Here is a 24,948-nt window from a genome sequence, read left to right as displayed (position 1 = left end):
CCGCGAAACCAACTGGTGACGAGAGCGCGGCAGTTTCCCGGCCACATGCGCGCCGACGTCCAGGTCGCAGTCGACCAGTTGCTCGCCTCGCCGCTGCACTTCTTCGGCATTCACGAGGAGTATCGCTATGAGACGCTGGCATTTGCGGCCCTGATGAAGGAGGGCCGGAACGCACCCGCGCTTGCGCCGGCGCAGTACCACGACGTCGAGATCGGTGAAGCGCAGCCGGTGAAATGCCTGCATAACGGACTGTGGCTGTGCAGGGCCGGCGAGCTCCGCTACGCGGTGCTGCTATCGTTTCATCGCGAATACCAGCATGAGGCTGCGATACGCATCGAGATCGCGGTGCCGGCCGGCGCCGCCGGCGACGCACTGGTGCAACGTTCATTCGCCGAGCTTGAAGAGGCGGTGCACGCCGCGCGTTCCTATCGCGGCAAGATCCTTTCGCTCGAAGGTGGATCCGACTATCGCGGACGGTCGAGCGGGATCATGGTGCACCGACTGCCGGCAGTCGGACGGGAGGAAGTCATCTTGCCCGAACAGACGCTGAAGCTGCTCGATCGCAACGTCATGGGCTTTGTCGGCAATCGCGCGGCGCTCCGCAAGCTGGGCCAATCGACCCGCAAGGGCATCTTGCTTTACGGCCCGCCAGGCACCGGCAAGACGCACACGATCCGTTACCTCGCGACCAATTTGCCCGGACATACGACGTTGATCATCACGGCCGAGCAGGTGGGGTTGCTCGGCGCCTATATGAAGCTGGCGCGCCTGCTGCAGCCGACGATGGTAGTGATCGAAGACGTCGACCTCATCGCCCGCGATCGCGAGGAGATGGGATCGTGTGAAGAGCCGCTGCTCAACAAGCTGCTCAACGAGATGGACGGGCTGAAGGAAGACTCCGACATCCTGTTCGTCCTCACCACCAACCGGCCGGAGCAGCTTGAAGGCGCGCTGGCCGGCCGGCCCGGACGTATCGACCAGGCGATTGAAGTGCCGCTGCCCGACGGCATCGGCCGCAGCAAGCTTGTTCAGCTCTATGGCAAGAACCTGCCGATGGATCAGACCATCATTGATGAGGCCGTGAGCCGCACGAAGGGCGTCAGCGCCGCGTTCATCAAGGAATTGATGCGGCGTATCGCGCAAGCGAGCATTTTTCGGGATGACGGTTCGACGGTCGAATCCGGCGACATCAGCGAAGCGCTGGACGACATGTTGTTCACTGGCGGCAGACTCAACATCACGCTGCTCGGCGGGGCGCAGGAAATGGCAGGCTCTTGATCGGACTTGGCTTGTGAGGCGCCCTTTGCGCGTGGCTGTCCACGAGAGTTAGCAAAGTTTGCCATAGCTGATAATTTGTCGCGACATACGGGAGAAAGCAGACATGCCCACTCGGAGTATCAGCCTGACTGACGAACAGGACGCCTTCGTTGAAAAGGTCGTGAAATCAGGAGAGTACCAGAACGCGAGTGAAGCAGTGCGCAAGGCGCGCCAAAGCGCTGCAGCAGCGGCGTCGAGAGGATGCGTTGAAACTGAAGGCCCTGCGCGCGCAGATCAAGGCCGGCATCGATGCGCTTGACCGCGTAGATTTTGTCGAAGTGGATGATGCTGAGCTTGACGACTATCTCGAAGGATTGACGGCTGCGCCGGACAAGCACGCCCGCTGATCCACATGGCGCGCTTCCGCCTTTCGCTGTTGGCGCGAGATAGGCACTATTGCTTCGCCGTGGCGCCGCGCCCAAATAATGTGAAGCTGTAACGCAGGACTTGATCGATGCTTCTGGCAATTGAGCAGGGAAACACCAACAGCCTGTTCGCGGTTCACGACGGCGACCATTGGATCGCCCAATGGCGATCGGCTACCGAGCCTAGCCGTACAGCCGATGAGTACGCCGTGTGGCTGTCGCAGCTCATGGCGATGCACAAACTTGAGCTCAGCCTTTTGAATGCCTGTGTGATATCGAGCGTAGTGCCGCAGTCGATCTTCAACCTGCGAAACCTGTCGCGTCGCTACCTGCACGCCGAGCCGTTGATCATTGGTGAGAACACCGAGCTGGGCATCGAGGTGCGGACCAAGAAGCCCTCGGAGGTCGGATCGGACCGTCTGGTCAATGCGCTCGGCGCGCTCAAGCTCTATTCCGGGCCATTGATCATTGTCGACAGCGGGACCGCCATCACGCTGGACGTGATCGCGAGTGATGGCGGTTTCGAGGGAGGTGTGATCGCGCCAGGCGTCCACCTGTCGATGGAGGCCCTGCATGCAGCCGCCGCGAAGCTTCCCAGAATTGCGCTGCAAAAGCCACGACGGGTGGTAGGCGATGACACGGTTAGCGCCATGCAGTCCGGTATTTTCTGGGGTCACGTTGCGCTCATCGAAGGAATGATTGCTCGCATTAAGGCTGAGCGGAACGAAGCAATGACGGTCATCGCCACCGGCGGTGTCGCATCGTTGTTCCACGACGCCACCAAGGCGATAGATCACTTCGATCCCGACCTGACGATTCGCGGTCTGCTGGAGGTATACCGGCGTAGTACGGGATTACGGTGACAATGCACTCGAATACAATCTGCCGTTCCTACTTCGCCAGCGCCGCTAGCGAGCGCAGATCGCTGCGATTTCCATCCGGCGAGTCGCGAGATTAAGCAGGAACGTAGGTCAACCTGATCACATCCTCGCCAATCCGATCATTAGTCACAAGGCGAAGCGGCGGCCGGGGTCCGGCGAAATATGGCTTGCCGTGGCCAAGCACGACGGGGTGCAGGTAGATACGATACTCATCGATCAGGCCAAGTTCGGTGAGGCTTCGCGCCAAGTCCGGGCCAGCAACTTCGATCTCTCCGTCGCGCTCGGCCTTCAGCTTGCGGATCGCGCCCTCGAGATCATCCTCAACAAGCCTGGCGTTGGGGCCGACCGACTTCAACGAGCGCGAGACGACCCATTTCGGCTGTTTCCGCCACGCCGCCGCGAAGGCGTGTTCCTCTGCATCCCACTCAGGATGATCGTCGTCCCAGTAACGCATGATCTCATACATTTGGCGGCCGTACACACTGCCCGCCTGCCCCTGAGCCTCCTCGATGAAGTGGCGGAAGAGCGTGGGGCTTGGCGCAAAGGCCATATGGTCGACGTAGCCGTCCAGGGATTGGTTCATTCCGAACACGAGCTTGGCCATACCACTTCCTTTCTCTACGCGGCACGCGGTTCTGATTGCGCTATGCAATCGGTTGTAGGCTAGATCGACTGATTTTATATCGCAACTGGTTTTGAAGTGCGCATGAATGCCCACGCTCGGGCTGCCCCTCGCAACGTGAACGGACGGCGGCTTCTGAGACCGGGCGAGGGATTCGTCATCGCCTTCGCGGTGCCAGCGCTCTCCCAGCCGGACTCACGCGACTCGGCGTCGCTTTGACATGCGCGGCTCGACCGGATGATTGCGCTCTCTCGCGTCGCGGAGCGCGACGCGCCGTCCAGCGGGGCGTGATTGCGAGCGCATTTGCGACCGACCGGCAACGATGATATCGCGCAAAATCGTAAAATGGCGCGCCATTTCGAATAAATCTACGAACTCGCACTCAATTGAAATTGCTTATGATTTTGTCGGACGCAGCCGACGGCTCGTCGGTTCTCGAAGCCGTTTGGTCCCGCCGCCACCGTGGGCATTTCCGTACGCGCGCCCCTGAGACTCTGCGCGCCTTGGCCGCTCCGGGGTGATAGTATTGTCGAAGCCATGAGACCGGAGATTTGGTAGCAATCGAACCGCGGCCAAAGAACGGCGCTCGAACAGGTGCACTCCAGAATCAGGCCGACGATCGCGACTGCGGTCGGACCGCGTGAGAAATGGAGGACGTTATGGAAGCGTGGCGAGACGACAAGGCCCGGGCAACCCTGATCCGCGAGGCAGCCGGAAGCGCGCAACTGGGCAAAACTCCCCGGACGTTCGCCGAGCTGCTGTTCGGCCACACCAATAGCGAGGATCTCGCCAACTACGATGCCACCTCGCTGGCCTTCCTGGCGAACCAGGCCTGGGAACATGTGCAGCGGCGCACGCCGGGCAGAGCCGATATCCGTATCATCAATCCCATGATGCCGGACGGCCGCGAGATTTCCGTGCTCGAAATTCTCAACGACAACATGCCCTTCCTGTTCGATTCCACCCTGGCGGAGCTCGCCGAGCTGGGCATCGAAGTCGCCCTGGTCGCTCACCCGATCATCGCCGTGGAGCGCGACGAGCAAGGCAAGCTCATGCGGTTCCACGGCGATACACTACCGGAGGGAGCAAGGGGCGCACGCGAAAGCCTGATACATCTTCACATCGCCCGCATGGACGTCGAAGCCGACCGCCAGAAGCTGATCGACAGGCTGACCAGAACGTTGAATGACGTACGTGCCTGCGTCACCGACTGGAAACCCATGCGTGGCCGGATCGAGGAAGCGATCAAGACCTTCTCTTCCAATCCGCCGCCGCTGCCGATAGACGAGGTCGCCGAAGCCAACCAGTTCCTGCAATGGCTGTGCGCGGATAATTTCACCTTTTTGGGCGTGCGCGAATATCGCTTCTCGCCCGATAACGTGGACGACATCTCGACCGGTGAAGGCTTCGGCATCTTGCGCGATCCTGACGTGAAGGTCCTGCGCCGCGGTAGCGAAATGGTGGTGATGACGCCGGAAATTCGCGAGTTCATGCGCGAGCCGACGCTGCTCATCGTGATCAAAGCTAATGTCTCAAGCCGCGTTCATCGCCGTATCCAGATGGACTATGTAGGCATCAAGCTCTATACGCCCGATGGCCGGCTCGAGGGCGAATTGCGCCTAGTCGGTCTGTTCACCTCGGGCGCCTACACACGCTCGGCTCGGCAGATCCCCTATGTCCGCCACAAAGTGGAGCAAGTGCTGCAGCGCGCCGGCTTCGACCCGAACAGCCATTCGGGCAAGGCCCTCACGCATATTCTCGAAGAATATCCGCGTGACGAACTGTTCCAGGTCGACGTCGACACCCTCTACAAATTCGTCATGGAGATCTTGATCCTCTACGAGCGCCCCCGCGTTCGGACGCTTTCACGGGTGGACAAGTTCGATCGGTTCGTCTCCATCCTCGTCTTCATTCCGCGCGAGAAATACGACACAGACGTGCGCACGCGCGTCGCAAATTTCCTGGCGCAGGCCTACAAGGGGACCCTGGCCGCCTCCTACGTGTCGTTCCCCGAAGGATCACTTGCGCGGGTCCACTACATCATCGGGCGCTATGAAGGCAAAACGCCCGTCGTTGAGCGCGCGACACTCGAAGCCGGGATCAGCGCGATCGCCGCGACCTGGGCCGACAAGCTGAAAGCCGCGCTTAACGCGTCTACCGATGGCATGCGCGCGCGCATGCTCGCCAACCGCTATGCCCAGGCCTTCGCCGGCGGCTATACCGAGGTCTTCAGCGCGGAACAGGCGATCGCCGACATCGCCACTATCGAAAAGCTTACGCCGGCGCGTCCCGTGGCGATTTCGGTTCACCGCGACGAGGGCAACGACGATCCCAGGCGTTTCGGCTTGAAGGTCTTCTCGGACTCCACACCGCTGTCGCTATCCTACCGCGTGCCGGTGATCGAGAATCACGGCCTGCGCGTGGTCAACGAACGTACGTATCAGATCGCGCCCGGCGCCAGGCCGGCGCCGGTGTGGCTGCACGACATGACGATCGAGACCAGCGACGGCAAGCCGCTTGCGATCAGCCCGGAATTCAATCGCCGCCTCGAAGCCTCGATGATGGCGGTAATCCGCGATCGCGCCGAATCTGATGGCTATAACGCGCTGATCCTGCGCACGGCGCTGAGCTGGCGGGAAATTTCGACGATCAGGGCACTGTCACGCTACCTGCACCAGATTCGCGCGCCATTCAGCCAGGACTATATGTGGGAAACCCTGCGCAAGAACGTTGCGATCACCGCCAACATCGTCGCCCTGTTCCAGACCCGCCTCGATCCACGCCTCGCTGTCACCGGAGCTGAACGTTCGGCGCGTGAGACCGCCCTGCTTGCGGAGATCGAGGAACAGCTCAAATCTGTCGACGCGCTCGATGAAGATCGCATCTTGCGCCGATTCACCAATCTGGTGCAGGCAATCATCCGCACCAACCTGTGGCAGGTCGGCGACGACGGGCATCCACGTCCAGTGATCTCCTTCAAGTTCGACGCACACAGGATCGAAGACCTGCCGGCTCCGCGACCGCTCTACGAGATTTTCGTCTATTCGCCCCGTATCGAGGGTATTCATCTACGCTTTGGCAAGGTAGCGCGCGGCGGCTTGCGCTGGTCCGACCGGCCGCAGGATTTCCGCACTGAGATCCTTGGCCTGGTCAAGGCTCAGCAGGTCAAGAACGCCGTGATTGTGCCGGTCGGCGCCAAGGGCGGCTTCGTGCCCAAACGCCTGCCGCCGCCCTCCAATCGCGAGGCTTGGCTGGCGGAAGGCACCGAAGCCTATCGCATCTTCGTTCGCTCGCTGCTCGAGCTCACCGACAATCTCGACGGCGACACCATCGTGCCGCCGGACTCTACCGTGCGACACGACGGCGACGACCCCTACCTCGTGGTCGCCGCCGACAAGGGCACCGCCACCTTCTCAGACATAGCCAACGCGATCTCGGCCGAGAAGAACCATTGGCTGGGCGATGCCTTCGCTTCTGGCGGCAGCCAGGGCTATGACCACAAGAAGATGGGTATCACGGCGCGCGGAGCCTGGGAGGCGGTCAAGCGTCACTTCCGCGAGCTCGGCACCGACATTCAAACCGTGCCGTTCACCACGGCCGGCGTGGGCGACATGTCCGGCGATGTCTTCGGCAACGGCATGCTGCTCTCGCCGGCGACGAAGCTGGTCGCAGCTTTCGATCACCGCGACATCTTCATCGATCCTTCGCCCGATCCGGCGATCAGTCACGCTGAGCGCAAGCGCCTGTTCGATTTGCCGCGATCGAGCTGGCAGGACTACAACAAGTCGCTGATCTCGTCAGGCGGCGGCGTGTTCTCGCGCTCGCTCAAGGCAATTCCGCTCACGCCGGAACTGCGCACCCTGCTCGACCTCGACAAGCCGCAAGCGACGCCCTTCGAAGTGATGACGGCGATCCTGAAAGCGCGCGTGGATCTTCTGTGGTTTGGCGGCATCGGCACCTATATCCGCGCGTCGGCGGAAAGCGACGATCAGGCCGGCGACCGCGCCAACGATCCGATTCGCATCACCGGCGCCGATGTCCGTGCCCGGGTGATCGGCGAAGGCGCCAATCTAGGCGTCACCCAGCGCGGCCGCATTGAGGCGGCGCAGAAGGGCGTAAAGCTCAACTCCGACGCTATCGACAATTCGGCCGGCGTGAACACGTCCGACGTCGAGGTCAACATCAAGATCGCACTGGCGCGCCCGGAGCGTGAGGGCCTCATCAGTACGGCCAACCGCAACAGCCTGCTCGCCGCGATGACCGACGAGGTCGGCGCGCTGGTACTGCGCAACAACTATCTGCAGACGCTGGCGCTCTCGCTTGCCGAACGGAAAGGTCTGGCCGAGATCGGCTTTCTCACCCGCCTGATGCAATCGCTCGAGCAGCGCGGCCTGCTTAGCCGCGCTGTCGAATTCCTGCCCGATGATGCGGCGATCGCCGAACGCTCGAGGCGGGGCCAGCTCCTGAGTCGGCCCGAACTTGCAGTGTTGCTCGCTTACGCCAAGCTGACGCTCTACGATGACCTGCTCGCCACCGGCGTGCCCGACGATCCTTATCTCGCCCGCGAACTGTCCCAGTATTTTCCGCGCGAACTCACGGACAAATTCCCGACAGCGGTGCAGTTGCATCGGCTCCGGCGGGAGGTCATTGCGACCAATCTCGCCAATGCCGTGATCAACCGCGGCGGCCCGGCCTGTGTCGTACGCCTGATCGACGAGACCGACGCCGATATTCCGACCATCGTCATGGCCTATGTGGCGGTCGATGAAACCTACGGGCTCAAGCGGCTGAGTGCCGCGATCGACGCACTTGACACCCGCATCGACGGGCAATTGCAACTTGGCCTCTACGCGGCGCTTCAGGATCTCCTGCTCTCCCGCATGGTCTGGTATGTGCGCAATGTTGACTTCAATGCCGGTCTGGATGCTGTGATCGCGCGCTTCGCCCCCGGAATCCGCCAGATCGCCGCCGGGCTCGACCAGGCCCTGCCGGGGGACTTGCAGGCTGGCCGCACCAAGCGGCGGCGGGGCCTGATCGATGCTGGCGTACCGGCAGACCTTGCTGCCGAGCTCACTGATCTCGATGCATTGATGTCGGCACCGGACATCGTGATCGTCGCCGAGCGCACCAAACGCGCCATCGGTGACGCCGCCACGACCTTCTTCGCCGCCGAGGCCGATTTCAGCCTCGATCGCATCATCGCCGCCGCGCGCAGTGTGCCGGCAACCGATAATTTCGAACGTCTCGCCATCGATCGCGCCGTTGACCAGATCGCGGCCGCAGAACGAGGGCTGGTCGCCAACATGCTGGCAAACGGCGAGTCCGGACGGGTGGCCGCCGGCAACTGGCTGGCGGCTCATCCGGAGGCGATCCGCATCCGCCGCTCGGTCGAGGAGATCGCGGCCAGCGGCCTGACGCTCGCCAAGCTGACGGTGGCGGCCAATTTGCTGGGGGACTTGGCTAACGGACACGCACGGCAGAGAGCGCCCCAATGATCCGCGCTACCTGCCACACCGCCGATAATGTCCTGTGTCTCGAGTTCGATGCCACGCCATGGTTCAGCGAGGCTGATGCGCCGAGCATTATCGATCTGGCCCAGAAAGGGTGGACCAGCGCGGCAATTGCGGAAGCTCTCGAACGCCGCCCGGGATACGCACACTTGCATGACCTCGTTGAGTATGCGGCGAAGCGACTGCAAGCAGAATCTCTGGAGGACCCGACCTGGAATACTTTCGAATGTATCGTTGACGGCTCAGAGGCTGTGGCCTGGCTTGAGAAGAATCGGCCGGATGTCGTAGCAGGAATCCCGAGCCGGAGCCCGCCGTGAAGAAGCCTGCTTTTGCCGGAGCGCCGAGAAATCTGATAGCGCAGGCCGCGTCTCCTGCTGGCCATGGGAGCTCTTGATATCTAAATGGGTCGGCGTGCGGTTATCGTCACCGCCCCTTATATTCGGCCCAGCAGTCCGCCGTTTCGTAGACCCGAACGGCCGAGATTTGCTCAAGACCCGGCTTCAATCGGTCCCATATCCATACCGCAATATTCTCGGCGGTCGGGTTCTCCAGTCCCTCGACGTCGTTCAGGCATCTGTGGTCCAGAGCGTCCACGATGCCGGCGAAGCACTTTTCGATATCAAAGAAGTCCGCAACGAAACCCGTGTGCGGGTCTACCGGTCCATCCAGATGAACCTCGACACGATAGGAATGGCCGTGCAGCCGGCTGCATCGATGCGTCTCGGGCACGTTTGGCAGCCGATGTGCCGCCTCGAATTTGAACGCCTGCGATATCCTCATCTGGTTCCTGGCAGGGCAACGCCCATCCGCAATCCCGGCCTAACGACTAAATGCCATGCTGTTCTGACCGACGTCGAAGAATGGCGCGCCCGAAGAGATTCGAACTCCTGACCCCCAGATTCGTAGTCTGGTGCTCTATCCAGCTGAGCTACGGGCGCGTTTTTCGCTTGGCATTTGGGCTTCAGGGCCCGGATGCGTCCGACAAAAGCCTCGGACGGTCGCGAAGAGCGCTTTAGCTACCCGCTCCGGCTTCGCTTTGCAAGGTCCGGAAAGGCGCTTCCTGGACCAATAAATGGTTAGCGATTTCACGTCATTTCGGGGCCTGCGCCAGTGGAAGCGCAAATGCGCGCCGTCACGTCGGAAATCCCGCTCAGACCTGGAATGACGTGGTACACCAAGCGGTTACGCCCGCGCCCGCTCGTTGCGCACGCTCAGCAGTTCCACCGGGCGGTCGGGAATCGAGACGCGGAAGGTGGCGCCAATGGTGCCTTCGACCAGGTGGATGTCGCCGCCATGGGCGCGGACCAATTCGGCGGCGATCGCCAGGCCCAGCCCGCTGCCGCCGGGGCGGCCGGAGGTCTGGAACGCCTCGAACAGGTGCTCGCGCGTCTTTGCCGGCACGCCCGGGCCGGTGTCGGAAACCTCGATGATCGCGACCGAGCCCTCGCGGCGGCCGGTAATTCGGATCTGCAACGTCGCGGTGTCGCCCTTGGGGCGGCTGTCGAGCGCCTGCACCGCGTTGCGCACCAGGTTGAGCAGCACGCGGAAGAGCTGGTCGGGATCGGCGTCGATCGAAAGCCCGCGCTCGATCGCATTGATCCAGGTAATCGAGGCATCGGCGGCAAGGCCGGCGGATTCGCGCACCTCGGTGACCACGGGTTCGACCAGGATCAAGCGGCGGTCGGGCTCGGCTTCCTGGGCCCGGCCATAGGACAGCGTCGATTGGCAGAAGTCGATGGCGCGCTCCAGCGAGCGCATCAGTTTCGGCGCAAAGCGCTGCACCCGTGGATCGGGCACACTGGCCAATTGATCCGACAGCAATTGCGAGGACGCCAGAAGATTGCGCAGATCATGGTTGATCTTCGACACCGCAAGCCCGAGCGCGGCAAGCCGGCTCTTCTGGGAGAGCATCGAGACGAGGTCGCGCTGCATGTCGGACAGTTCGCGCTCGACGACGCCGATCTCGTCGCTGCGCTGGCTCGGCACGATGATGCGCGCCGCGCTTTCGGGGTTTTCGTGGAAGCCGACGAGATTGGCGGTCAGCCGGCGCATCGGGCGGACAAACAGATAATGCAGCGCGAGGTAAACCAGCCCCGCGGCGAGCATCGCGATCCCTAGCGAGACCAGCAGCAGGTTGCTGGAAAAGCGGTACATCGCCAGCCGCAACGGCTTTTCGTCGATGACGACTTCGATGAATTGCGCGCCGCCGGGCGCGGGCCCCACCACGCGGATGGTCTGGTTGCCTCGCTCCAGCATGGTCTCAAAGGACTCGACGATCGCGGACCATACCGTGAGCGTCCGCATGTCGATGTCACGGTCGATCGCCGGCGGCAGGTCGGCGCTGGCGAGCAGCCGACGCTGCTGCCCCATCTTGATGGCGACCGCCCGCGCGCCGACGCTGGTTAGAATCTGCCGGGCCAGCGAATCCGGGACCATGCCGAGCGGCGCGGCGTCCAGCACCAGAGCGGCGGTATTGGCCGCGGCGAGGCGGTCGTTCAGCCGGTTGGTCCAGAAATTCGCGATCGAAGGCACGTAGATCATCAGGAGCGCGATCATCACGAGCGGGATGGTGAGCAGCAGGAGCTTGCCGGACAGGCCGAGCCGCCGCGGGCCCGAAGGCCGCGGCGCTGGAAGAGTCGGCTGGTCGGTCGCTGACACGATTATCCGCCTTGATATCTCTGCTTTCGGAGCCCGCCGAACCCAGGCCGCGCGGCCCATATAAGTTCGCGTTCCCGTGATTCCGAGGATGCGTTTGGGCCACCGAACGGTCAAATTACCGATCGCTAATGTCCTGTGGTTCCAATGGTCCGGGCGCGTCGCCGTCCTGCCCCTCAAAACCCCACGAAAACAGATATATTCGCCCCAATTGCGACGTTTCAAAGAAGGGCTGATGCGGCAGCCCCCGACATTGACGAAAACAGGTCGCTCCCGTATAAGCCGCGCCAATTGTCCGCGATGGCCCGGTTTCACCGGGGGCGGCTCGCTTTGGGCCGTAAATGGCCCATTTTCGGGCCGGCCCGCATCATCGGACGCATCTCAATCCAACAGGCAAATTGCCCGGTCAGCGGAGAACTACCCGTGAAGCGGACTTATCAACCCAGCAAACTGGTGCGCAAGCGCCGTCACGGCTTCCGCGCCCGTCTCGCCACCGCAGGCGGTCGCAAGGTTCTCGCCGCTCGCCGTGCGCGCGGCCGCAAGCGTCTGAGCGCCTGAGCCGGAACCTTTCCGGAGATTTCATTCATGGATCGGCTGAGGCAGCGGGCGGACTTTCTCGCCGTTGCCAATGGCACGCGGGCCAACAGCGCTGCCTTCGTGGTGCAGCGCCGGGCCCGCGACGATGACGGCCCGATCCGAATCGGCTTCACCGTTAGCAAAAAGAACGGTACTGCTACCGAGCGCAATCGCATCCGGCGCAGACTTCGCGAACTGGTGAAGCGGCTGGACGTCATATCAATGCGACCGCACCATGATTATGTGCTGGTAGGCCGTCGCGCCGCGCTCACCCGCGACTTCGCAACCATGCTCGACGATCTCCGCTCGGCGCTGCATCGCCTCGACCGGCAGCCGACCAAACATCCGAATTGAATGGCGAGACCTCAAAAACGATGACCGACAACCGCAACACCATCCTCGCCGTCATTCTGTCCGGCCTCGTGCTGATCGCCTGGCAGTATTTCTACAACATGCCGCAGATGGAGCGGCAGCGTGCGCAACAGCAGACCCAGGCTGAACTTAACAAGTCGCAGCCGCCGGCGACCCCAGGCACCGCCCCGCAGCCGGGCTCGACGCCGTCGGCCAGCACTCCCAGCCAGCCCAGCGCGGGCCAGCCGGTCGTCAGCCGCGATGCCGCGATTGCCGCCAATCCGCGCATCAAGATCGAGACGCCGCGGGTCTCCGGCAGCATCTCGCTGAAGGGCGCCCGCATCGACGACCTGTCGCTGGAGAAATTCCGCGATACCGTCGATCCCAAATCGCCCGCGATCGTGCTGTTTTCGCCGTCGAACACCGCACACCCCTATTACGCGGAGTTCGGCTGGGTCGCTGCCTCGGGCTCGACAGCGCGGCTTCCCGACCGTGAGACGGTGTGGCAGCAGGAGGGTTCCGGCAGCCTGACGCCCAGCAACCCGGTGACGCTCAAATACGACAATGGCGAAGGCCTCATCTTCCGCCGCACCATCGCGATGGACGACCGCTATCTCTTCACGATCAAGGATGATGTTACCAACGTCGGCAGCGCACCGGTCACGCTCTATCCGTTTGCACTGATCTCGCGCCACGGCACGCCTGAGGTCTCGGGCTACTACATCCTGCATGAAGGCCTGATCGGCTATCTCGGCGAAAAGGGCCTGCAGGAACACGGCTACAAGGCCGTCGCCGAGGCGCCCGTTCTGGGCAATGGCGGGCGCGGCTTCGAGTTTAATGTGACAAATGGCTGGCTCGGTATCACCGACAAGTATTGGGCCGCGGCGCTGTTGCCCGACACGTCGGCGCGCCTCAAGGCTCGCTTCCTCGCCGAACCCGGCGCCAAGGTTCGTTATCAGGCCGACTACCTGCAGGATCCGCAGACCATTGCGATCGGCGGCACCGGCAGCGCCAATGCGCGGCTGTTTGCGGGGGCCAAGGAAGCCGGCGTCGTCGGCATCAATTTCCCGTTCGCTGGCCACGGCGGCTACAACAAGCAGCTCGGACTGAACCATTTCGACCTGTTGATCGACTGGGGCTGGTTCTACTTCATCACCAAGCCGATGTTCCTGGCGCTCGACTACTTCTTCCACGTGTTCGGCAATTTCGGCGTCTCCATTCTGCTGGTGACCCTGCTGATCAAGCTGTTGTTCTTCCCACTCGCCAACAAGTCCTACGAGTCGATGGCGAAGATGAAGTCGGTGCAGCCGCAACTGCAGGCGCTGAAGGACAAGTATCCCGATGACCGGCAGAAGCAGCAGCAGGAGATGATGGAGATCTACCGCAAGGAGAAGATCAACCCGATCGCCGGGTGCCTTCCGATCGCGCTGCAGATCCCGGTGTTCTTCTCGCTCTACAAGGTGCTGTTCGTCACCATCGAGATGCGGCATGCGCCGTTCTATGGCTGGATCAAGGATCTCTCGGCGGCGGATCCGACCAACCTGTTCAATCTGTTCGGTCTGCTGCCTTTCGATCCGACGCATATACCGGTGATCGGTTACTACCTCGCGCTCGGCGTCTGGCCGATCATCATGGGCATCACGATGTGGATTCAGATGAAGCTGAATCCGACGCCGCCGGATCCAACCCAGAAGATGATCTTCGACTGGATGCCGCTGATCTTCACCTTCATGCTGGCCGGCTTCCCGGCGGGTCTCGTGATCTACTGGGCCTGGAACAACCTGCTCTCGGTGATCCAGCAGAGCTACATCATGCGCAAGAACGGCGTGAAGGTGGAGCTGCTCGACAATCTCAAGGCGACGTTCGCGCCGAAGAAGGCCGCCGAGAAGACGTGATATGACATCGTCATTCCGGGGCGATGCGAAGCATCGAACCCGGAAACTCGAGATTCCGGGTCTGGTGCTGACGCACCATCCCGGAATGACGCGCCGGGAAAGAACCTTCGCATGACCGCCGAAACCGATGCGGAGCTGATCGAAGAGGGACGAAAACTCTTCGCCGGCGAGTGGAAGTTCGTCTGGGCCTCGCCCTCGATCGAAACACTGCCGCCGATGGCGGGCATGGAAGTGGCGTTTGCCGGCCGCTCCAATGTCGGCAAATCCAGTCTCATCAACGCGCTCACGGGGCGCAACGCGCTGGCGCGCACCTCGCATACGCCGGGCCGCACCCAGGAACTGATCTTCTTCGAAGGACCCGACAAGGCCGGGCTGCGGCTGGTCGACATGCCCGGCTACGGCTATGCCTCGGCGCCGAAAACCAAAGTCGCCTCCTGGACCAAGCTGATTCATCAATTCCTGTTAGGACGCGCCACGCTGGCGCGGGTCTATGTGCTGATCGACGCGCGCCACGGCATCAAGGATGTCGATCAGGACGTGCTGAAGACGCTGGATAAATCCGCCGTGAGCTACCAGGTGGTGCTGACGAAAGCGGATCAGGTGAAGCCCGCTGAGTTGCAAAAGAACATCGCCGAGACCACGGCCGCGCTCGCCAAGCATCCGGCGGCGTTTCCGGACGTATCGGTGACCTCCTCGCGCACCAGCGCCGGCATGCCGGAACTGCGCGCGGCGATGGTGCGGCTGTTGAAAGAGCGTCGCTGATGAGCCGCGCCGGCCGCATCCTGATCGTGCTCGCTGCCATCATGGGCGCTGATGGTGTCATGCTGGCGGCAGCCTCCGCCCATGGCGCGGATGCGTCGCGGCTGGTGTCGGCGTCGTCGATGCTGTTGTTTCACGCCAGCGCGGTATTGGGAGCCGTCGCGTTGACCGAGCGCGGGATGGTTCACGCGAAAATCGGTATCGCGGCCGCTTTCGGCTTTGTTCTCGCAGCGAGCCTGTTCGCCGGCGATTTGACGCTGCGGCACTATGCCGGGCATGGGCTGTTTACGATGGCCGCACCCACCGGGGGGACACTGCTGATCGCGAGTTGGCTGGTGCTGGCGGTTTCGGCGGCCTGGCCAAAGCAGAGGTAACGCCCAGATATCGTGTCCCGGACGCGGTGCAGCGTGCAACGCTGCTCCGCAGAGCCGGGACCCGTGGCAGCCACATAGGCCCCGGCTCTGCAGCGCACCGCTCGCGCGCTGCGCTGCGTCCGGGGCACGAGCCCCTGCAATTCCCGCACTTTGCGCCCTGCCCGCCAATCGGATAGAACCCGGCCCGACATCCGAAAATGGCGAGACCCGCTTCATGACATCAGCGCAAGATATCAGCCCGCTCGATCAGGCCCGCATCCTGTCGGAAGCGCTTCCGCATATGCAGCAATATGACGAGGAAACCATCGTCATCAAATATGGCGGCCACGCCATGGGCGCGGAGGAAACTGCCAAGGCATTTGCGCGCGACATCGTGCTGTTGGAGCAGACCGCGATCAATCCGGTGGTGGTGCATGGCGGCGGGCCGCAGATCGCGACCATGCTGAAGCGGCTCGGCATCCAGTCGGAATTTGCCGCGGGGCTGCGCATCACCGATGCCGCCACGATCGAGATCGTCGAGATGGTGCTGGCGGGCTCGGTGAACAAGCAACTCGTCGGCTACATCAACGAAGCCGGCGGCAAGGCCGTCGGACTGTCCGGCAAGGACGGCAACATGGTGAAGGCGACCAAGACGTCGCGGACCATGGTCGATCCGGATTCGAATATCGAGAAGGCGATCGATCTCGGCTTCGTCGGCGATCCCGACAAGGTCGATCTTACGCTGTTGAACCAGTTGATCGGCTATGAACTGATCCCGGTGCTGGCGCCGCTGGCGACCTCGCATGACGGCCACACGCTCAACATCAACGCCGACACCTTTGCCGGCGCAGTGGCCGGCGCGCTCAAGGCCAAGCGGCTGCTGCTGTTGACCGACGTTCCCGGCGTGCTCGACAAGTCGAAGAAGCTGATTCCGGAGTTGTCGGTGAAGGACGCGCGAAAGCTGATCGCCGACGGCACGATTTCCGGCGGCATGATTCCGAAGGTCGAGACCTGCATCTACGCGCTGGAACAGGGCGTGCAGGGCGTCGTCATCATCGACGGCAAGATGCGGCACGCGGTGCTGCTCGAATTGTTCACAAACCAGGGCACCGGCACGCTGATCCATAAGTGATGCGCAAAGCGGCGAGGCGAACAAAGGCCATCATGGCCGGGCTTGTCGAGTGGAGAACGAGGCCACGCCCTCTATCCGCTCTCACGCGCATTCTGATGTCGCTGCCGGCTGCAATGATCTCGTTGTTCGTTGCTTCACTGCCCGCGTTTGCCGACTTAAAGCTCTGCAACCGCATGAGCTACGTCGTCGAGGCCGCGATCGGCATCGACGAGAAATCGGCCACCGCGACGCGCGGCTGGTTCCGGATCGATCCGGCCGCCTGCCGCGTGGTGCTGCAGGGCGCGCTGACTGCCGACCGCATCCTGTTGAACGCGCGTGCGCTCGGTGTCTACGGCGCCTCGCCGATCCCGCAGAACGGCAGCGACACACTGTGCATCGCGCCGGACAATTTCGTCATCGCCGCCGCCCGCCAGTGCCGTGGCAACCAGACGCCGGCGCCGTTCACCCAGATCACGCCGACGCGGACCGACGACGGCACCCTTGTCGCCTATCTGGCCGAAGATTCCGAGTATGACGACGAGCAGGCACGGCTCGCCGGCATCCAGCGGCTCCTGGTGATCGCGGGCCATGACGCCGCGCCGATCGACGGCGTCGACGGGCCGAAGACGCAAGCCGCCTTGAGCGCCTTTCTGAAGAGCCGCGGACTGGCGGCCGAAATCGTGCAGTCGCAAAACTTCTTCGCCACCATGATCGACGCTGTGCAAAAGCCCTCCTCAGCAGGGCTAACCTGGTGCAACGACACGCCGCACAAGGTCATGGCGGCGGTCGCCACCGACGACGGCAAAGCGGTGACCAGCCGCGGCTGGTACCGCATCGATCCCGGCAAGTGCCTGCATCCCGATGTGATCGGCCAGCCCAAACAGGTCTATAGCTTTGCCGAAGCCGTCGACGGCGAAAGCCGCGCCATCAAGTACCGGGACAAGCCGTTGAACTGGGGCGGCCCGAAACAGCTCTGCACGCGCGAAAGCAAGTTCGAGATTTCCGAACAGGGCGATTGCGGTACGCGCGGGCTTGCCGCAATCGGGTTTGCGCCGGTCGATATGAGTAGCGGCGGCAAGACGCTGCGATTTGCGATGCCGTGATGAAGCACGGCGCACACTCTATCGTCGTCCCTGCGAACATCGTCGTCCCTGCGAACGCAGGGACCCATAACCACCGAACCGAGTTTTGGCTAAGATCCTACCCGCGACAAAAGGCAATGCGCACTGTGCTCACCAATAACCGCCGCGGCGTATGGGTCCCTGCGTTCGCAGGGACGACGGGTAGATAGGGCAGTGACAAAAATGAGATCTCCGCGCTCCTTCAGCCACATCGACACCTGGGTGTTCGATCTCGACAACACGCTGTACCCGCATCACGTCAATCTGTGGCAGCAGGTCGACGCGCGGATCGGCGAGTTCATCAGCGCTTACTTGAAGATCTCCGCGGAAGAAGCCCGCGTGATCCAGAAGGATTATTACCGCCGTTACGGCACCAGCATGCGCGGCATGATGACTGAGCACGGCGTGCGCGCCGACGATTACCTCGCCTATGTGCACCAGATCGATCATTCGCCGCTGGAGCCGAACCCGGCGATGGGGGCTGCGATCGCAAAACTTTCGGGGCGCAAGCTGATCCTGACCAACGGCTCGACCGATCATGCCGGCGCGGTGTTGGAGCGGCTCGGTCTGGCTGCGCATTTCGAGGCGGTGTTCGATATCATCGCCGCCGAGCTGGAGCCGAAGCCGGCGCCGCAGACCTACGACAGGTTCCTGCGCGTCCACGGCGTCGATCCCCTGAGATCGGCGATGTTCGAGGATCTCGCCCGCAACCTCGTGGTGCCGCACCAGCTCGGCATGACCACGGTGCTGGTGGTGCCTGACGGCGCCAAGGAAGTGGTGCGCGAGGATTGGGAGCTGGAAGGCCGCGATGCAGCTTACGTCGACCATGTCACGGATGATTTGACGGGATTTTTGGAGCGATTGGCGCGCGGCCTATAGACCTTCGCCGTCGTCCCTGCGAACGCATGCGAAAGCAGGGACGACATCCTGCCTTGACTCTCACCTCCCAAATCCCGAAAAAGCCCACCGACTTTGCCCAATCCCCCGAGGAATCCCGATGTCCCTGTCCGCGCTCGAATCCACCGTCAATTCCGCCTTCGATGCCCGCGACGGCGTCTCGACGGCGACCAAGGGCGAGGTTCGCGAGGCTGTCGATCACGCGCTTGAACTGCTCGACAAGGGCGAAGCGCGGGTGGCCGAGCGCGAGGCCTCGGGCAAGTGGAAGGTCAATCAGTGGCTGAAGAAGGCCGTGCTGCTGTCGTTCCGCCTCAACGATATGGCCGCGATTCCCGGCGGCCCCGGCAAGGCGTCGTGGTGGGACAAAGTGCCGTCGAAATTCGAGGGCTGGGGCGAGAACCGCTTTCGCGATGCCGGTTTCCGCGCCGTCCCCGGCGCGATCGTGCGCCGCTCGGCCTTCATCGCCCGCAACGTCGTGCTGATGCCGTCCTTCGTCAATCTCGGCGCCTATGTCGATGAGGCGACCATGATCGACACCTGGTCGACAGTTGGTTCCTGCGCGCAGATCGGCAAGCGCGTGCATATTTCCGGCGGCGTCGGCATCGGCGGCGTGCTGGAGCCGCTGCAGGCCGAGCCTGTGATCGTCGAGGACGATTGCTTCATCGGCGCGCGCTCGGAAGTCGCCGAAGGCGTGATCGTGCGCAAGGGCGCGGTGCTGGCAATGGGCGTGTTCCTCGGCGCTTCCACCAAGATCGTCGACCGCGAGACCGGCGAGACCTTCATCGGCGAAGTGCCGGAATATTCGGTCGTAGTTCCCGGCGCCCTGCCCGGCAAACCCCTGAAGAACGGCCAGCCCGGCCCATCGACGGCCTGCGCCGTGATCGTCAAGCGCGTCGACGAACGTACCCGCGCCAAGACCAGCATCAACGAATTGCTGCGGGACTAGGGCTCGAACCTGAAGTCGTCCCGGGGCGACCAACCACCGCGCCGCGCGCTTTGCCGCCGCCTGGAGTTACAAGGCTGGCCCGCCGCCGGTTTGGCGTGTTAAGCGGGGGTATGAATGACGCCGTTACCATTACCCGCGATCTCGTCCGCTGCCCCTCTGTCACCCCTGCCGATGCCGGTGCGCTCGGCGTGCTCGAACGTCTGCTGAAGGGCGCCGGCTTCGAGGTGCATCGCGTCACCTTCGGCGAGCCAGGCGCCGCCGATATCGACAATCTCTATGCCCGGATCGGCACCGAGGCGCCGCACATCACCTTTGCCGGCCATACTGACGTGGTGCCACCCGGCGACGAGGCCGCGTGGACGCTCGGCGCGTTTTCGGGCGAGGTCAAGGACGGCTTTCTCTATGGCCGCGGCGCGGTCGATATGAAGGGCGGCATTGCCTGCAGCGTCGCAGCCGTGCTGCAATATCTCGCCGACAATGGCGGCAAGCCAAAAGGTTCGATCTCGTTTTTGATCACCGGGGACGAAGAGGACATTTCGGTCAACGGCACCATCAAGCTGTTGAAGTGGTGCGCCGAGCGCGGCGAAAAATTCGATCATTGCGTGCTCGGCGAACCTTCCAACGTCGAAGTGCTCGGCGACTGCATCAAGATCGGCCGCCGCGGCTCGCAGTCCGGCACGCTCTATGTCGAGGGCGTGCAGGGCCATGTCGCCTATCCGCACCGCGCGTCGAATCCAGTGCCTGATATTTCGCGGCTGATCGTAGCGCTCTCCGACGAGCCGCTCGACCATGGCAGCGCGCAATTCCAGGCCTCCAACCTCGAGTTCACCTCCGTCGATGTCGGCAATACCGCCAGCAACGTCATCCCCGGACAGGCGCGTGCAAAATTCAACATCCGCTACAACGACAACCACACGCAGGAAAGCTTGCGCGCGCTGGTCGAGGAGCGGCTGGCAAAGGCCTGCGGCAACCGCATCCGCGCCCGCATCGTGTGGGAATATTCCAACTCCAACGTGTTCGTGACGAAGCCGGGCGCGTTCACCGATCTCGCGGCAAGCGCGATCGAGGAAGTCACCGGACGCAAGCCGGAGCTCTCGACTTCCGGCGGCACCTCGGACGCACGCTTCATTTCGAGCTATTGCCCGGTGATCGAATTCGGCCTGGTCGGCCAGACCATGCACCAAATCGACGAACGCACGCCGGTGTCGGATCTGGAAAAGCTGACGAGGATTTATCGCGGGGTGCTGGAGCGGTATTTTGGGTGACTCGCCCGCTCTTGCGGGAAGAGGGTCGGCGTGAGGGGCTCTCTCCACGAGTCGTGTGCGGTTGATAGATCTGTACCCCCTCACCCGGATCGCAAGAGCGATCCGACCTCTCCCCGCAAGCGGGGCGAGGTTAAGAGAGCACATCTAATACTCCACCCGCACCAGATACAGTCCCTCCGGCGGGGCGACGGGGCCGCAGGCGGAGCGGTTGCGGGCGGCTAAAGCGGCGGCGAGATCGTCGGCGCTCCAGCGGCCTTCGCCGACCCAGACCAGTGAGCCCACCATCGAGCGCACCTGGCTGTGCAGGAACGAGCGCGCGGAGGTGAGGATCGAAACCTGATCGCCTTCCCTGATCACGTCGAGCTGGTCGAGCGTCTTCTCCGGCGATTTGGCCTGGCACTCGGTGTCGCGAAACGTCGTGAAATCGTGCTTGCCGAGCAGCCTCTTGGCTGCGGCGTCCATCGCGTCCGTATCGAGATGCCGCGGCACCCGCCAGCTCCGCTTGATGTCGAGCGCGAGATTGGCTCTGGTGTTGGTGATCCGGTAGCGGTAGTGGCGTCTCTTGGCCGAGAAACGTGCCTCGAAATCATCGGCCACAATCTCCGCCGACAGTATGCCGATCGGATGCGGGCGCAAATGCGCGTTCAGCCCGTCGCGCAGCCGGCCCGGCGGAAACGGCTTTTGGATATCGCAATGCGCGACCTGCGCCAGCGCATGGACCCCGGCATCGGTGCGGCCCGAGCCATGGACGCGCACGTCCTCGCCGCAGATCGCCTTTACCGCAGTTTCCAGCGCGCCCTGCACGGTCGGCGCGTTATCCTGGATCTGCCAACCGGAGAACGGCGTGCCGTCGTATTCGATGATGAGTTTGTAGCGGGGCATCTCAATCCAATGGAACTGTCATCATCCGCGAAAGCGGATGATCCAGTACGCCGCGGCTCCTCGGTTCAATCTCAAAAGCCGCGGCGTACTGGATACCCCGCCTGTCGCCTCCGCTAAAGCTCCGGCGGACCCATTTTTCCAAAAACCCCGGCGAAGCCTTGGCGGAGACGGGTCGCGGGGTATGACAGCGTCACGAGAGGCGCGCACCAGCCTTCAGCGGCGTGCCGCGCAGGAAATCTGCGGCCTTCATCCGCGCCTTGCCTTCGCGTTGCAGTTCCAGAATGCGGATCGCGCCGTCGCCACAGGCGATCGTCAAACCATCGTCGAGCACCTCGCCGGGCGCGCCTGAACCCTTCGCCAACTCGCAGCGCAGAATCTTGATCCGCGCCGGCTCGCCGTCGGTAGCCAACTCGCACCAGGCGCCCGGAAACGGCGACAGCCCGTGAATATGCCGCAGCACCTCGCCCGCCGGTCGCTTCCAGTCGATCCGCGCCTCGGCCTTGTCTATCTTGGCGGCGTAGGTCACGCCGTCTTCGCATTGCTTTTGGAGCTGTAACCCGCCGCGCTCGAGCCCGCCCATGGCGCGAACCATCAAGTCGGCCCCGAGCGGCGCCAGCGCGTCATGCAGATCGGCCGCCGTCATGGCGTCCGTGATCGCGAGCCGCTCCGCCATCGCGACGTCGCCGGTGTCGAGGCCAACATCCATCTTCATCACCATCACGCCGGTCTCGGCATCACCTGCCATGATGGCGCGATTGATCGGGGCGGCACCGCGCCAGCGCGGCAGCAGCGAAGCGTGCAGGTTGAAGCAGCCGTAGCGCGGCGCGTCGAGAATGGCTTGCGGCAGGATCATGCCGTAGGCGACGACGACGGCGGCGTCGGCATTGTGCGCGCGGAATTCGGCGAGCGCTTCCGGTGTCTTCAGCGTCGCCGGCGTCAGCACGGGAATCCGAAGCCGCCGCGCTTCCTGCTCGACGGGGGTCGGCTGCAATTGCAGCCCACGGCGACCGCCCGGCTTTGGCACACGGGTATAGACCGCCACGACCTGATGGCCGTGGGCCACGAGTTCGAGCAGCGTCGGCACTGCGAAGTCGGGCGTGCCCATGAAGATCAGGCGGAGTGGCATGAGGTGAAAAATCCCGGGACGGCGTTAGTTTATTCCGTCATGGCCGGGCTTGTCCCGGCCATCTACGTCTTTAGTGCAGCCAGAAAGAAAGGCGCGGATGCCCGGGACAAGCCCGGGCATGACGGCTGAGAGAGATGCAAATCACCCCGCCGCGCGCTTGGCGGCTTTCGTAAACTTCTTCATCACGCGGTCGCGCTTCAGCTTCGACAGGTAGTCCACGAACAGCACGCCGTTGAGGTGGTCGATCTCATGCTGGATGCAGGTGGCGAACAAGCCATCGGCGTCCTCCTCATGCACCTTCCCGTCGAGATCGGTGTAGCGGATGCGAACCCGCGCCGGGCGTTCGACCTCCTCGTAATATTCGGGGATCGAAAGGCAGCCCTCCTCGTAGATCGACATTTCCTCGGACGAGGAGATGATTTCCGGGTTGATGAACACCCGCGGCTTCGGCTTGGTCTCGCCGTTCTCGTCCTTCTTGGCGAGATCCATGGTGATCAATCGCAAAGGTTGCGCGACCTGGATCGCGGCCAGACCGATGCCGGGCGCGTCGTACATGGTTTCAAACATGTCGTCGGCGAGCTTACGGATCTCCGTCGTCACCTTTTCGACAGGTTTGGAGACGAGCCGCAACTGCTTGTCCGGCAGGATGATGATTTCTCTGATGGCCATGATTTTTCTCTGGCGCGGGATTTAAGCCGCTGACCTGCCGGGGTCAATCCGCCTCGGCAGCCGTTAAGGCGGCCTTAACCATGATTTTTAAGGCGGCGTTAACCACGAAAATTGGTCCATCGTTTACCATAAACGTTCCCTCTTCGTTCGCCTCGAGCGGCGAATCGGGCTACAAGGCTGACATGAAGGAAATTCTCTTCACCGTCGGCGACCTGCCGATTCACGTGGGCGAGGCGCTGGCGGGCTTCGCGGCGCTCGCATTGGTGCTGCTGCTGGCGATTGCCATCGTCATCGCCCGCTCCGGCCGTCGCGGCGCGGAACTGGCAATGGCCCAGGCGATCCGCGCCGACGAGCTGGAAGAGCGGCTGAGCGAGATGCTGCGGGCGCAAAGCGAATCGACGGGGCGGGTCGACGCGATGGCGCAGGCGCTGGCCGGACGCCAAGCCGAGATGGCGCGCGCGGTCAACGAGCGGCTGGATTCGGTGACGCACCGTGTCGGCCAGTCGATGGAAGCGACCACGCGCCACACCATGGATAGCTTGCGCGTGCTGCATGAGCGGCTCGGCATCATCGACAATGCGCACAAGAACCTCACCGACCTGACCTCTCAAGTGACCACGCTCCGCGACGTCCTCGCCAACAAGCAGTCGCGCGGCGCCTTCGGCCAGGCGCGGATGGAAGCAATCGTGCAGGACGGCATGCCGCAGGGTTCTTACGAGTTCCAATACACGCTGTCCTCGGGCAAGCGGCCGGATTGCGTGGTGTTCCTGCCGGATCAGCGCCCGCTCTGCATCGACGCCAAATTTCCGCTGGAGGCGATGACCGCGCTGCACGACGCGCGCAGCGACGAGGAGCGCAAATTCGCCACGCAGCGCCTGCGCAACGACGTGATGAAACACGTCAATGATATCGCCGAGAAGTACCTGATCGCCGGCGAGACCCAGGATACGGCGCTGATGTTCGTGCCGTCGGAATCGGTCTATGCCGAAATCCACGACGGCTTTGACGACGTGATTCAGAAAGCCTACCGCGCCCGCGTCGTGCTGGTGTCGCCCTCGCTATTGATGCTGGCGATCCAGGTGATGCAGCAGATCCTGAAAGACGCGCGCATGCGCGATGCCGCCGACCAGATCCGCACCGAAGTTCTCAACCTCGGCGACGATCTGGGCCGCTTGCGCGACCGCGTGCTGAAGCTGCAAAAGCATTTTAGCGACGTCAACGAGGACGTCCGCCAGATCCTGATCTCCGCTGACAAGATCGAAAAGCGTGCCGGACGGATCGAGGAACTCGATTTCAGCAAAACCGATGCGCCGGTGGAAGTGCCGCGTTTCGTCAAGAACAGCACCCCCGAACTGTTCCCCGCCCCGCGCAAGCTGCAGGCGGGGGAGTAGTTCCTTCCCTTCTCCCCTTGTGGGAGAAGGTGCCTTCGCGGAGCGAAGGCGGATGAGGGGTTGTTTCCGCGGAGACAGACCCCTCACCCGTCTCGAATGAGCTACGCTCATTCGGTCCACCCTCTCCCACAAGGGGCAGGGCTGTCCGGGGAAGATCAGCCATAGCAGAACTCCATCTGGTTTGGGGAGGTTGGAGGTTTGCGAATGCTGGGATTGATGGGTGGGGGCTTGTCGATGGTGGCGATGGATCGACGGG

At 62.9% G+C, this 24,948-nt stretch carries 22 protein-coding genes and 1 tRNA gene; 16 read left to right on the top strand and 7 right to left on the bottom strand.

The features are described from left to right. Positions 1-15: 15 nt before the first annotated feature. The 3 genes from YUO_RS40725 to YUO_RS0114660 all read left to right on the top strand — a co-directional run bounded on the left by YUO_RS40725 (position 16) and on the right by YUO_RS0114660 (position 2,545). Positions 16-1,278 carry an AAA family ATPase gene (locus YUO_RS40725; RefSeq protein ID WP_235782715.1) on the top strand — a complete coding sequence of 421 codons (1,263 nt, stop codon included), beginning with the start codon at positions 16-18 and terminating at the stop codon, positions 1,276-1,278. A gap of 245 nt (positions 1,279-1,523) precedes the next feature. Beyond that, complete coding sequence (locus YUO_RS47725; protein WP_235782714.1) at positions 1,524-1,664, top strand: hypothetical protein; 141 nt, start codon at positions 1,524-1,526, stop codon at positions 1,662-1,664. Positions 1,665-1,771: 107 nt separating this feature from the next. Then, a complete protein-coding gene (locus tag YUO_RS0114660) occupies positions 1,772-2,545 on the top strand; it encodes a type III pantothenate kinase (RefSeq protein WP_028347951.1) in 774 nt (257 codons plus the stop codon). A 91-nt stretch (positions 2,546-2,636) separates the two neighbouring features. Here the strand turns inward: YUO_RS0114660 and YUO_RS0114655 are convergent, their stop codons facing one another. Next, a complete protein-coding gene (locus YUO_RS0114655) occupies positions 2,637-3,167 on the bottom strand; it encodes a dihydrofolate reductase family protein (RefSeq protein WP_028347950.1) in 531 nt (176 codons plus the stop codon). Positions 3,168-3,832: 665 nt separating this feature from the next. Here YUO_RS0114655 and YUO_RS0114645 point away from each other — a divergent pair. Both YUO_RS0114645 and YUO_RS0114640 read left to right on the top strand, forming a co-directional pair. Beyond that, positions 3,833-8,680, top strand: a complete 4,848-nt coding sequence (locus YUO_RS0114645) for an NAD-glutamate dehydrogenase (protein WP_028347949.1) — start codon at positions 3,833-3,835, stop codon at positions 8,678-8,680. Then, positions 8,677-9,012, top strand: coding sequence for a hypothetical protein (locus tag YUO_RS0114640; protein WP_028347948.1), 336 nt, complete (start codon positions 8,677-8,679; stop codon positions 9,010-9,012). The genes YUO_RS0114645 and YUO_RS0114640 overlap by 4 nt, the downstream gene beginning before the upstream one ends. A 106-nt stretch (positions 9,013-9,118) precedes the next feature. Here the strand turns inward: YUO_RS0114640 and queD are convergent, their stop codons facing one another. From queD to YUO_RS0114625, 3 genes are all read right to left on the bottom strand, one after another. Next, positions 9,119-9,475, bottom strand: coding sequence for a 6-carboxytetrahydropterin synthase QueD (queD, locus tag YUO_RS0114635; protein ID WP_028347947.1), 357 nt, complete (start codon positions 9,473-9,475; stop codon positions 9,119-9,121). Between the two features lie 81 nt (positions 9,476-9,556). Further along, positions 9,557-9,633: transfer RNA gene (locus YUO_RS0114630), tRNA-Arg, on the bottom strand. Between the two features lie 244 nt (positions 9,634-9,877). Further along, positions 9,878-11,413 (bottom strand): sensor histidine kinase, encoded by a 1,536-nt coding sequence (locus YUO_RS0114625; protein ID WP_083754589.1) that lies wholly within the window; start codon positions 11,411-11,413, stop codon positions 9,878-9,880. Between the two features lie 360 nt (positions 11,414-11,773). On the opposite strand from YUO_RS0114625, the gene rpmH reads away from it, so the two are divergent. The 10 genes from rpmH to dapE all read left to right on the top strand — a co-directional run bounded on the left by rpmH (position 11,774) and on the right by dapE (position 20,624). Then, positions 11,774-11,908, top strand: coding sequence for a 50S ribosomal protein L34 (gene rpmH / locus YUO_RS0114620; RefSeq protein WP_008542748.1), 135 nt, complete (start codon positions 11,774-11,776; stop codon positions 11,906-11,908). 27 nt (positions 11,909-11,935) lie between these two features. Then, complete coding sequence (rnpA, locus tag YUO_RS40715; RefSeq protein ID WP_035726758.1) at positions 11,936-12,280, top strand: ribonuclease P protein component; 345 nt, start codon at positions 11,936-11,938, stop codon at positions 12,278-12,280. A gap of 20 nt (positions 12,281-12,300) precedes the next feature. After that, the gene (gene yidC, locus YUO_RS0114610; protein ID WP_028347945.1) at positions 12,301-14,172 is read left to right on the top strand and encodes a membrane protein insertase YidC; all 1,872 of its coding nucleotides are present in this window, start codon (positions 12,301-12,303) and stop codon (positions 14,170-14,172) included. 111 nt (positions 14,173-14,283) lie between these two features. Beyond that, complete coding sequence (gene yihA / locus YUO_RS0114605; protein WP_028347944.1) at positions 14,284-14,934, top strand: ribosome biogenesis GTP-binding protein YihA/YsxC; 651 nt, start codon at positions 14,284-14,286, stop codon at positions 14,932-14,934. Beyond that, positions 14,934-15,305 carry a DUF423 domain-containing protein gene (locus YUO_RS0114600; protein WP_028347943.1) on the top strand — a complete coding sequence of 124 codons (372 nt, stop codon included), beginning with the start codon at positions 14,934-14,936 and terminating at the stop codon, positions 15,303-15,305. Before yihA ends, YUO_RS0114600 begins: the two co-directional genes overlap by 1 nt. Positions 15,306-15,519: 214 nt before the next feature. After that, positions 15,520-16,416 (top strand): acetylglutamate kinase, encoded by an 897-nt coding sequence (gene argB, locus YUO_RS0114595; RefSeq protein WP_028347942.1) that lies wholly within the window; start codon positions 15,520-15,522, stop codon positions 16,414-16,416. A 95-nt stretch (positions 16,417-16,511) separates the two neighbouring features. Beyond that, positions 16,512-17,498, top strand: coding sequence for a DUF1036 domain-containing protein (locus YUO_RS0114590; protein WP_028347941.1), 987 nt, complete (start codon positions 16,512-16,514; stop codon positions 17,496-17,498). A gap of 201 nt (positions 17,499-17,699) precedes the next feature. After that, positions 17,700-18,395 carry a pyrimidine 5'-nucleotidase gene (locus YUO_RS0114585; protein WP_028347940.1) on the top strand — a complete coding sequence of 232 codons (696 nt, stop codon included), beginning with the start codon at positions 17,700-17,702 and terminating at the stop codon, positions 18,393-18,395. Positions 18,396-18,513: 118 nt separating this feature from the next. Continuing rightward, on the top strand, positions 18,514-19,359 hold the full coding sequence (gene dapD, locus YUO_RS0114580; RefSeq protein ID WP_028347939.1) for a 2,3,4,5-tetrahydropyridine-2,6-dicarboxylate N-succinyltransferase: 846 nt from the start codon (positions 18,514-18,516) through the stop codon (positions 19,357-19,359). Positions 19,360-19,469: 110 nt separating this feature from the next. Further along, positions 19,470-20,624 carry a succinyl-diaminopimelate desuccinylase gene (dapE, locus tag YUO_RS0114575; RefSeq protein WP_028347938.1) on the top strand — a complete coding sequence of 385 codons (1,155 nt, stop codon included), beginning with the start codon at positions 19,470-19,472 and terminating at the stop codon, positions 20,622-20,624. Positions 20,625-20,768: 144 nt separating this feature from the next. Here dapE and truA read toward each other — a convergent pair whose 3' ends face one another. From truA to def, 3 genes are all read right to left on the bottom strand, one after another. After that, positions 20,769-21,506, bottom strand: coding sequence for a tRNA pseudouridine(38-40) synthase TruA (truA, locus tag YUO_RS0114570; protein ID WP_028347937.1), 738 nt, complete (start codon positions 21,504-21,506; stop codon positions 20,769-20,771). A 190-nt stretch (positions 21,507-21,696) separates the two neighbouring features. After that, entirely contained in the window at positions 21,697-22,632 is a 936-nt protein-coding gene (gene fmt / locus YUO_RS0114565; protein WP_028347936.1) for a methionyl-tRNA formyltransferase, read from the bottom strand. Between the two features lie 141 nt (positions 22,633-22,773). Then, positions 22,774-23,301, bottom strand: coding sequence for a peptide deformylase (def, locus tag YUO_RS0114560; protein ID WP_028347935.1), 528 nt, complete (start codon positions 23,299-23,301; stop codon positions 22,774-22,776). Between the two features lie 182 nt (positions 23,302-23,483). Here def and YUO_RS0114555 point away from each other — a divergent pair, with 182 nt between their 5' ends. After that, positions 23,484-24,692 (top strand): DNA recombination protein RmuC, encoded by a 1,209-nt coding sequence (locus YUO_RS0114555; RefSeq protein WP_028347934.1) that lies wholly within the window; start codon positions 23,484-23,486, stop codon positions 24,690-24,692. Positions 24,693-24,948: the final 256 nt, after the last annotated feature.

The sequence above is a fragment of the Bradyrhizobium murdochi genome, from assembly GCF_000472965.1.
Classification (GTDB): Bacteria; Pseudomonadota; Alphaproteobacteria; order Rhizobiales; family Xanthobacteraceae; genus Bradyrhizobium; species Bradyrhizobium murdochi.
This window is presented reverse-complemented; position numbering and strand designations above follow the sequence as displayed.

Coding starts and splice junctions, on each gene's coding strand:
- queD (WP_028347947.1), bottom strand. CDS start 9,475: ATGAGGATATCGCAGGCGTTCAAATTCGAGGCGGCACATCGGCTGCCA.
- YUO_RS0114655 (WP_028347950.1), bottom strand. CDS start 3,167: ATGGCCAAGCTCGTGTTCGGAATGAACCAATCCCTGGACGGCTACGTC.
- YUO_RS0114640 (WP_028347948.1), top strand. CDS start 8,677: ATGATCCGCGCTACCTGCCACACCGCCGATAATGTCCTGTGTCTCGAG.
- YUO_RS0114625 (WP_083754589.1), bottom strand. CDS start 11,413: ATGGGCCGCGCGGCCTGGGTTCGGCGGGCTCCGAAAGCAGAGATATCA.
- def (WP_028347935.1), bottom strand. CDS start 23,301: ATGGCCATCAGAGAAATCATCATCCTGCCGGACAAGCAGTTGCGGCTC.
- YUO_RS0114585 (WP_028347940.1), top strand. CDS start 17,700: ATGAGATCTCCGCGCTCCTTCAGCCACATCGACACCTGGGTGTTCGAT.
- dapE (WP_028347938.1), top strand. CDS start 19,470: ATGAATGACGCCGTTACCATTACCCGCGATCTCGTCCGCTGCCCCTCT.
- YUO_RS0114590 (WP_028347941.1), top strand. CDS start 16,512: ATGTCGCTGCCGGCTGCAATGATCTCGTTGTTCGTTGCTTCACTGCCC.
- argB (WP_028347942.1), top strand. CDS start 15,520: ATGACATCAGCGCAAGATATCAGCCCGCTCGATCAGGCCCGCATCCTG.
- dapD (WP_028347939.1), top strand. CDS start 18,514: ATGTCCCTGTCCGCGCTCGAATCCACCGTCAATTCCGCCTTCGATGCC.
- YUO_RS0114600 (WP_028347943.1), top strand. CDS start 14,934: ATGAGCCGCGCCGGCCGCATCCTGATCGTGCTCGCTGCCATCATGGGC.
- truA (WP_028347937.1), bottom strand. CDS start 21,506: ATGCCCCGCTACAAACTCATCATCGAATACGACGGCACGCCGTTCTCC.
- yihA (WP_028347944.1), top strand. CDS start 14,284: ATGACCGCCGAAACCGATGCGGAGCTGATCGAAGAGGGACGAAAACTC.
- yidC (WP_028347945.1), top strand. CDS start 12,301: ATGACCGACAACCGCAACACCATCCTCGCCGTCATTCTGTCCGGCCTC.
- rnpA (WP_035726758.1), top strand. CDS start 11,936: ATGGATCGGCTGAGGCAGCGGGCGGACTTTCTCGCCGTTGCCAATGGC.
- fmt (WP_028347936.1), bottom strand. CDS start 22,632: ATGCCACTCCGCCTGATCTTCATGGGCACGCCCGACTTCGCAGTGCCG.
- YUO_RS0114555 (WP_028347934.1), top strand. CDS start 23,484: ATGAAGGAAATTCTCTTCACCGTCGGCGACCTGCCGATTCACGTGGGC.
- YUO_RS0114660 (WP_028347951.1), top strand. CDS start 1,772: ATGCTTCTGGCAATTGAGCAGGGAAACACCAACAGCCTGTTCGCGGTT.
- YUO_RS0114645 (WP_028347949.1), top strand. CDS start 3,833: ATGGAGGACGTTATGGAAGCGTGGCGAGACGACAAGGCCCGGGCAACC.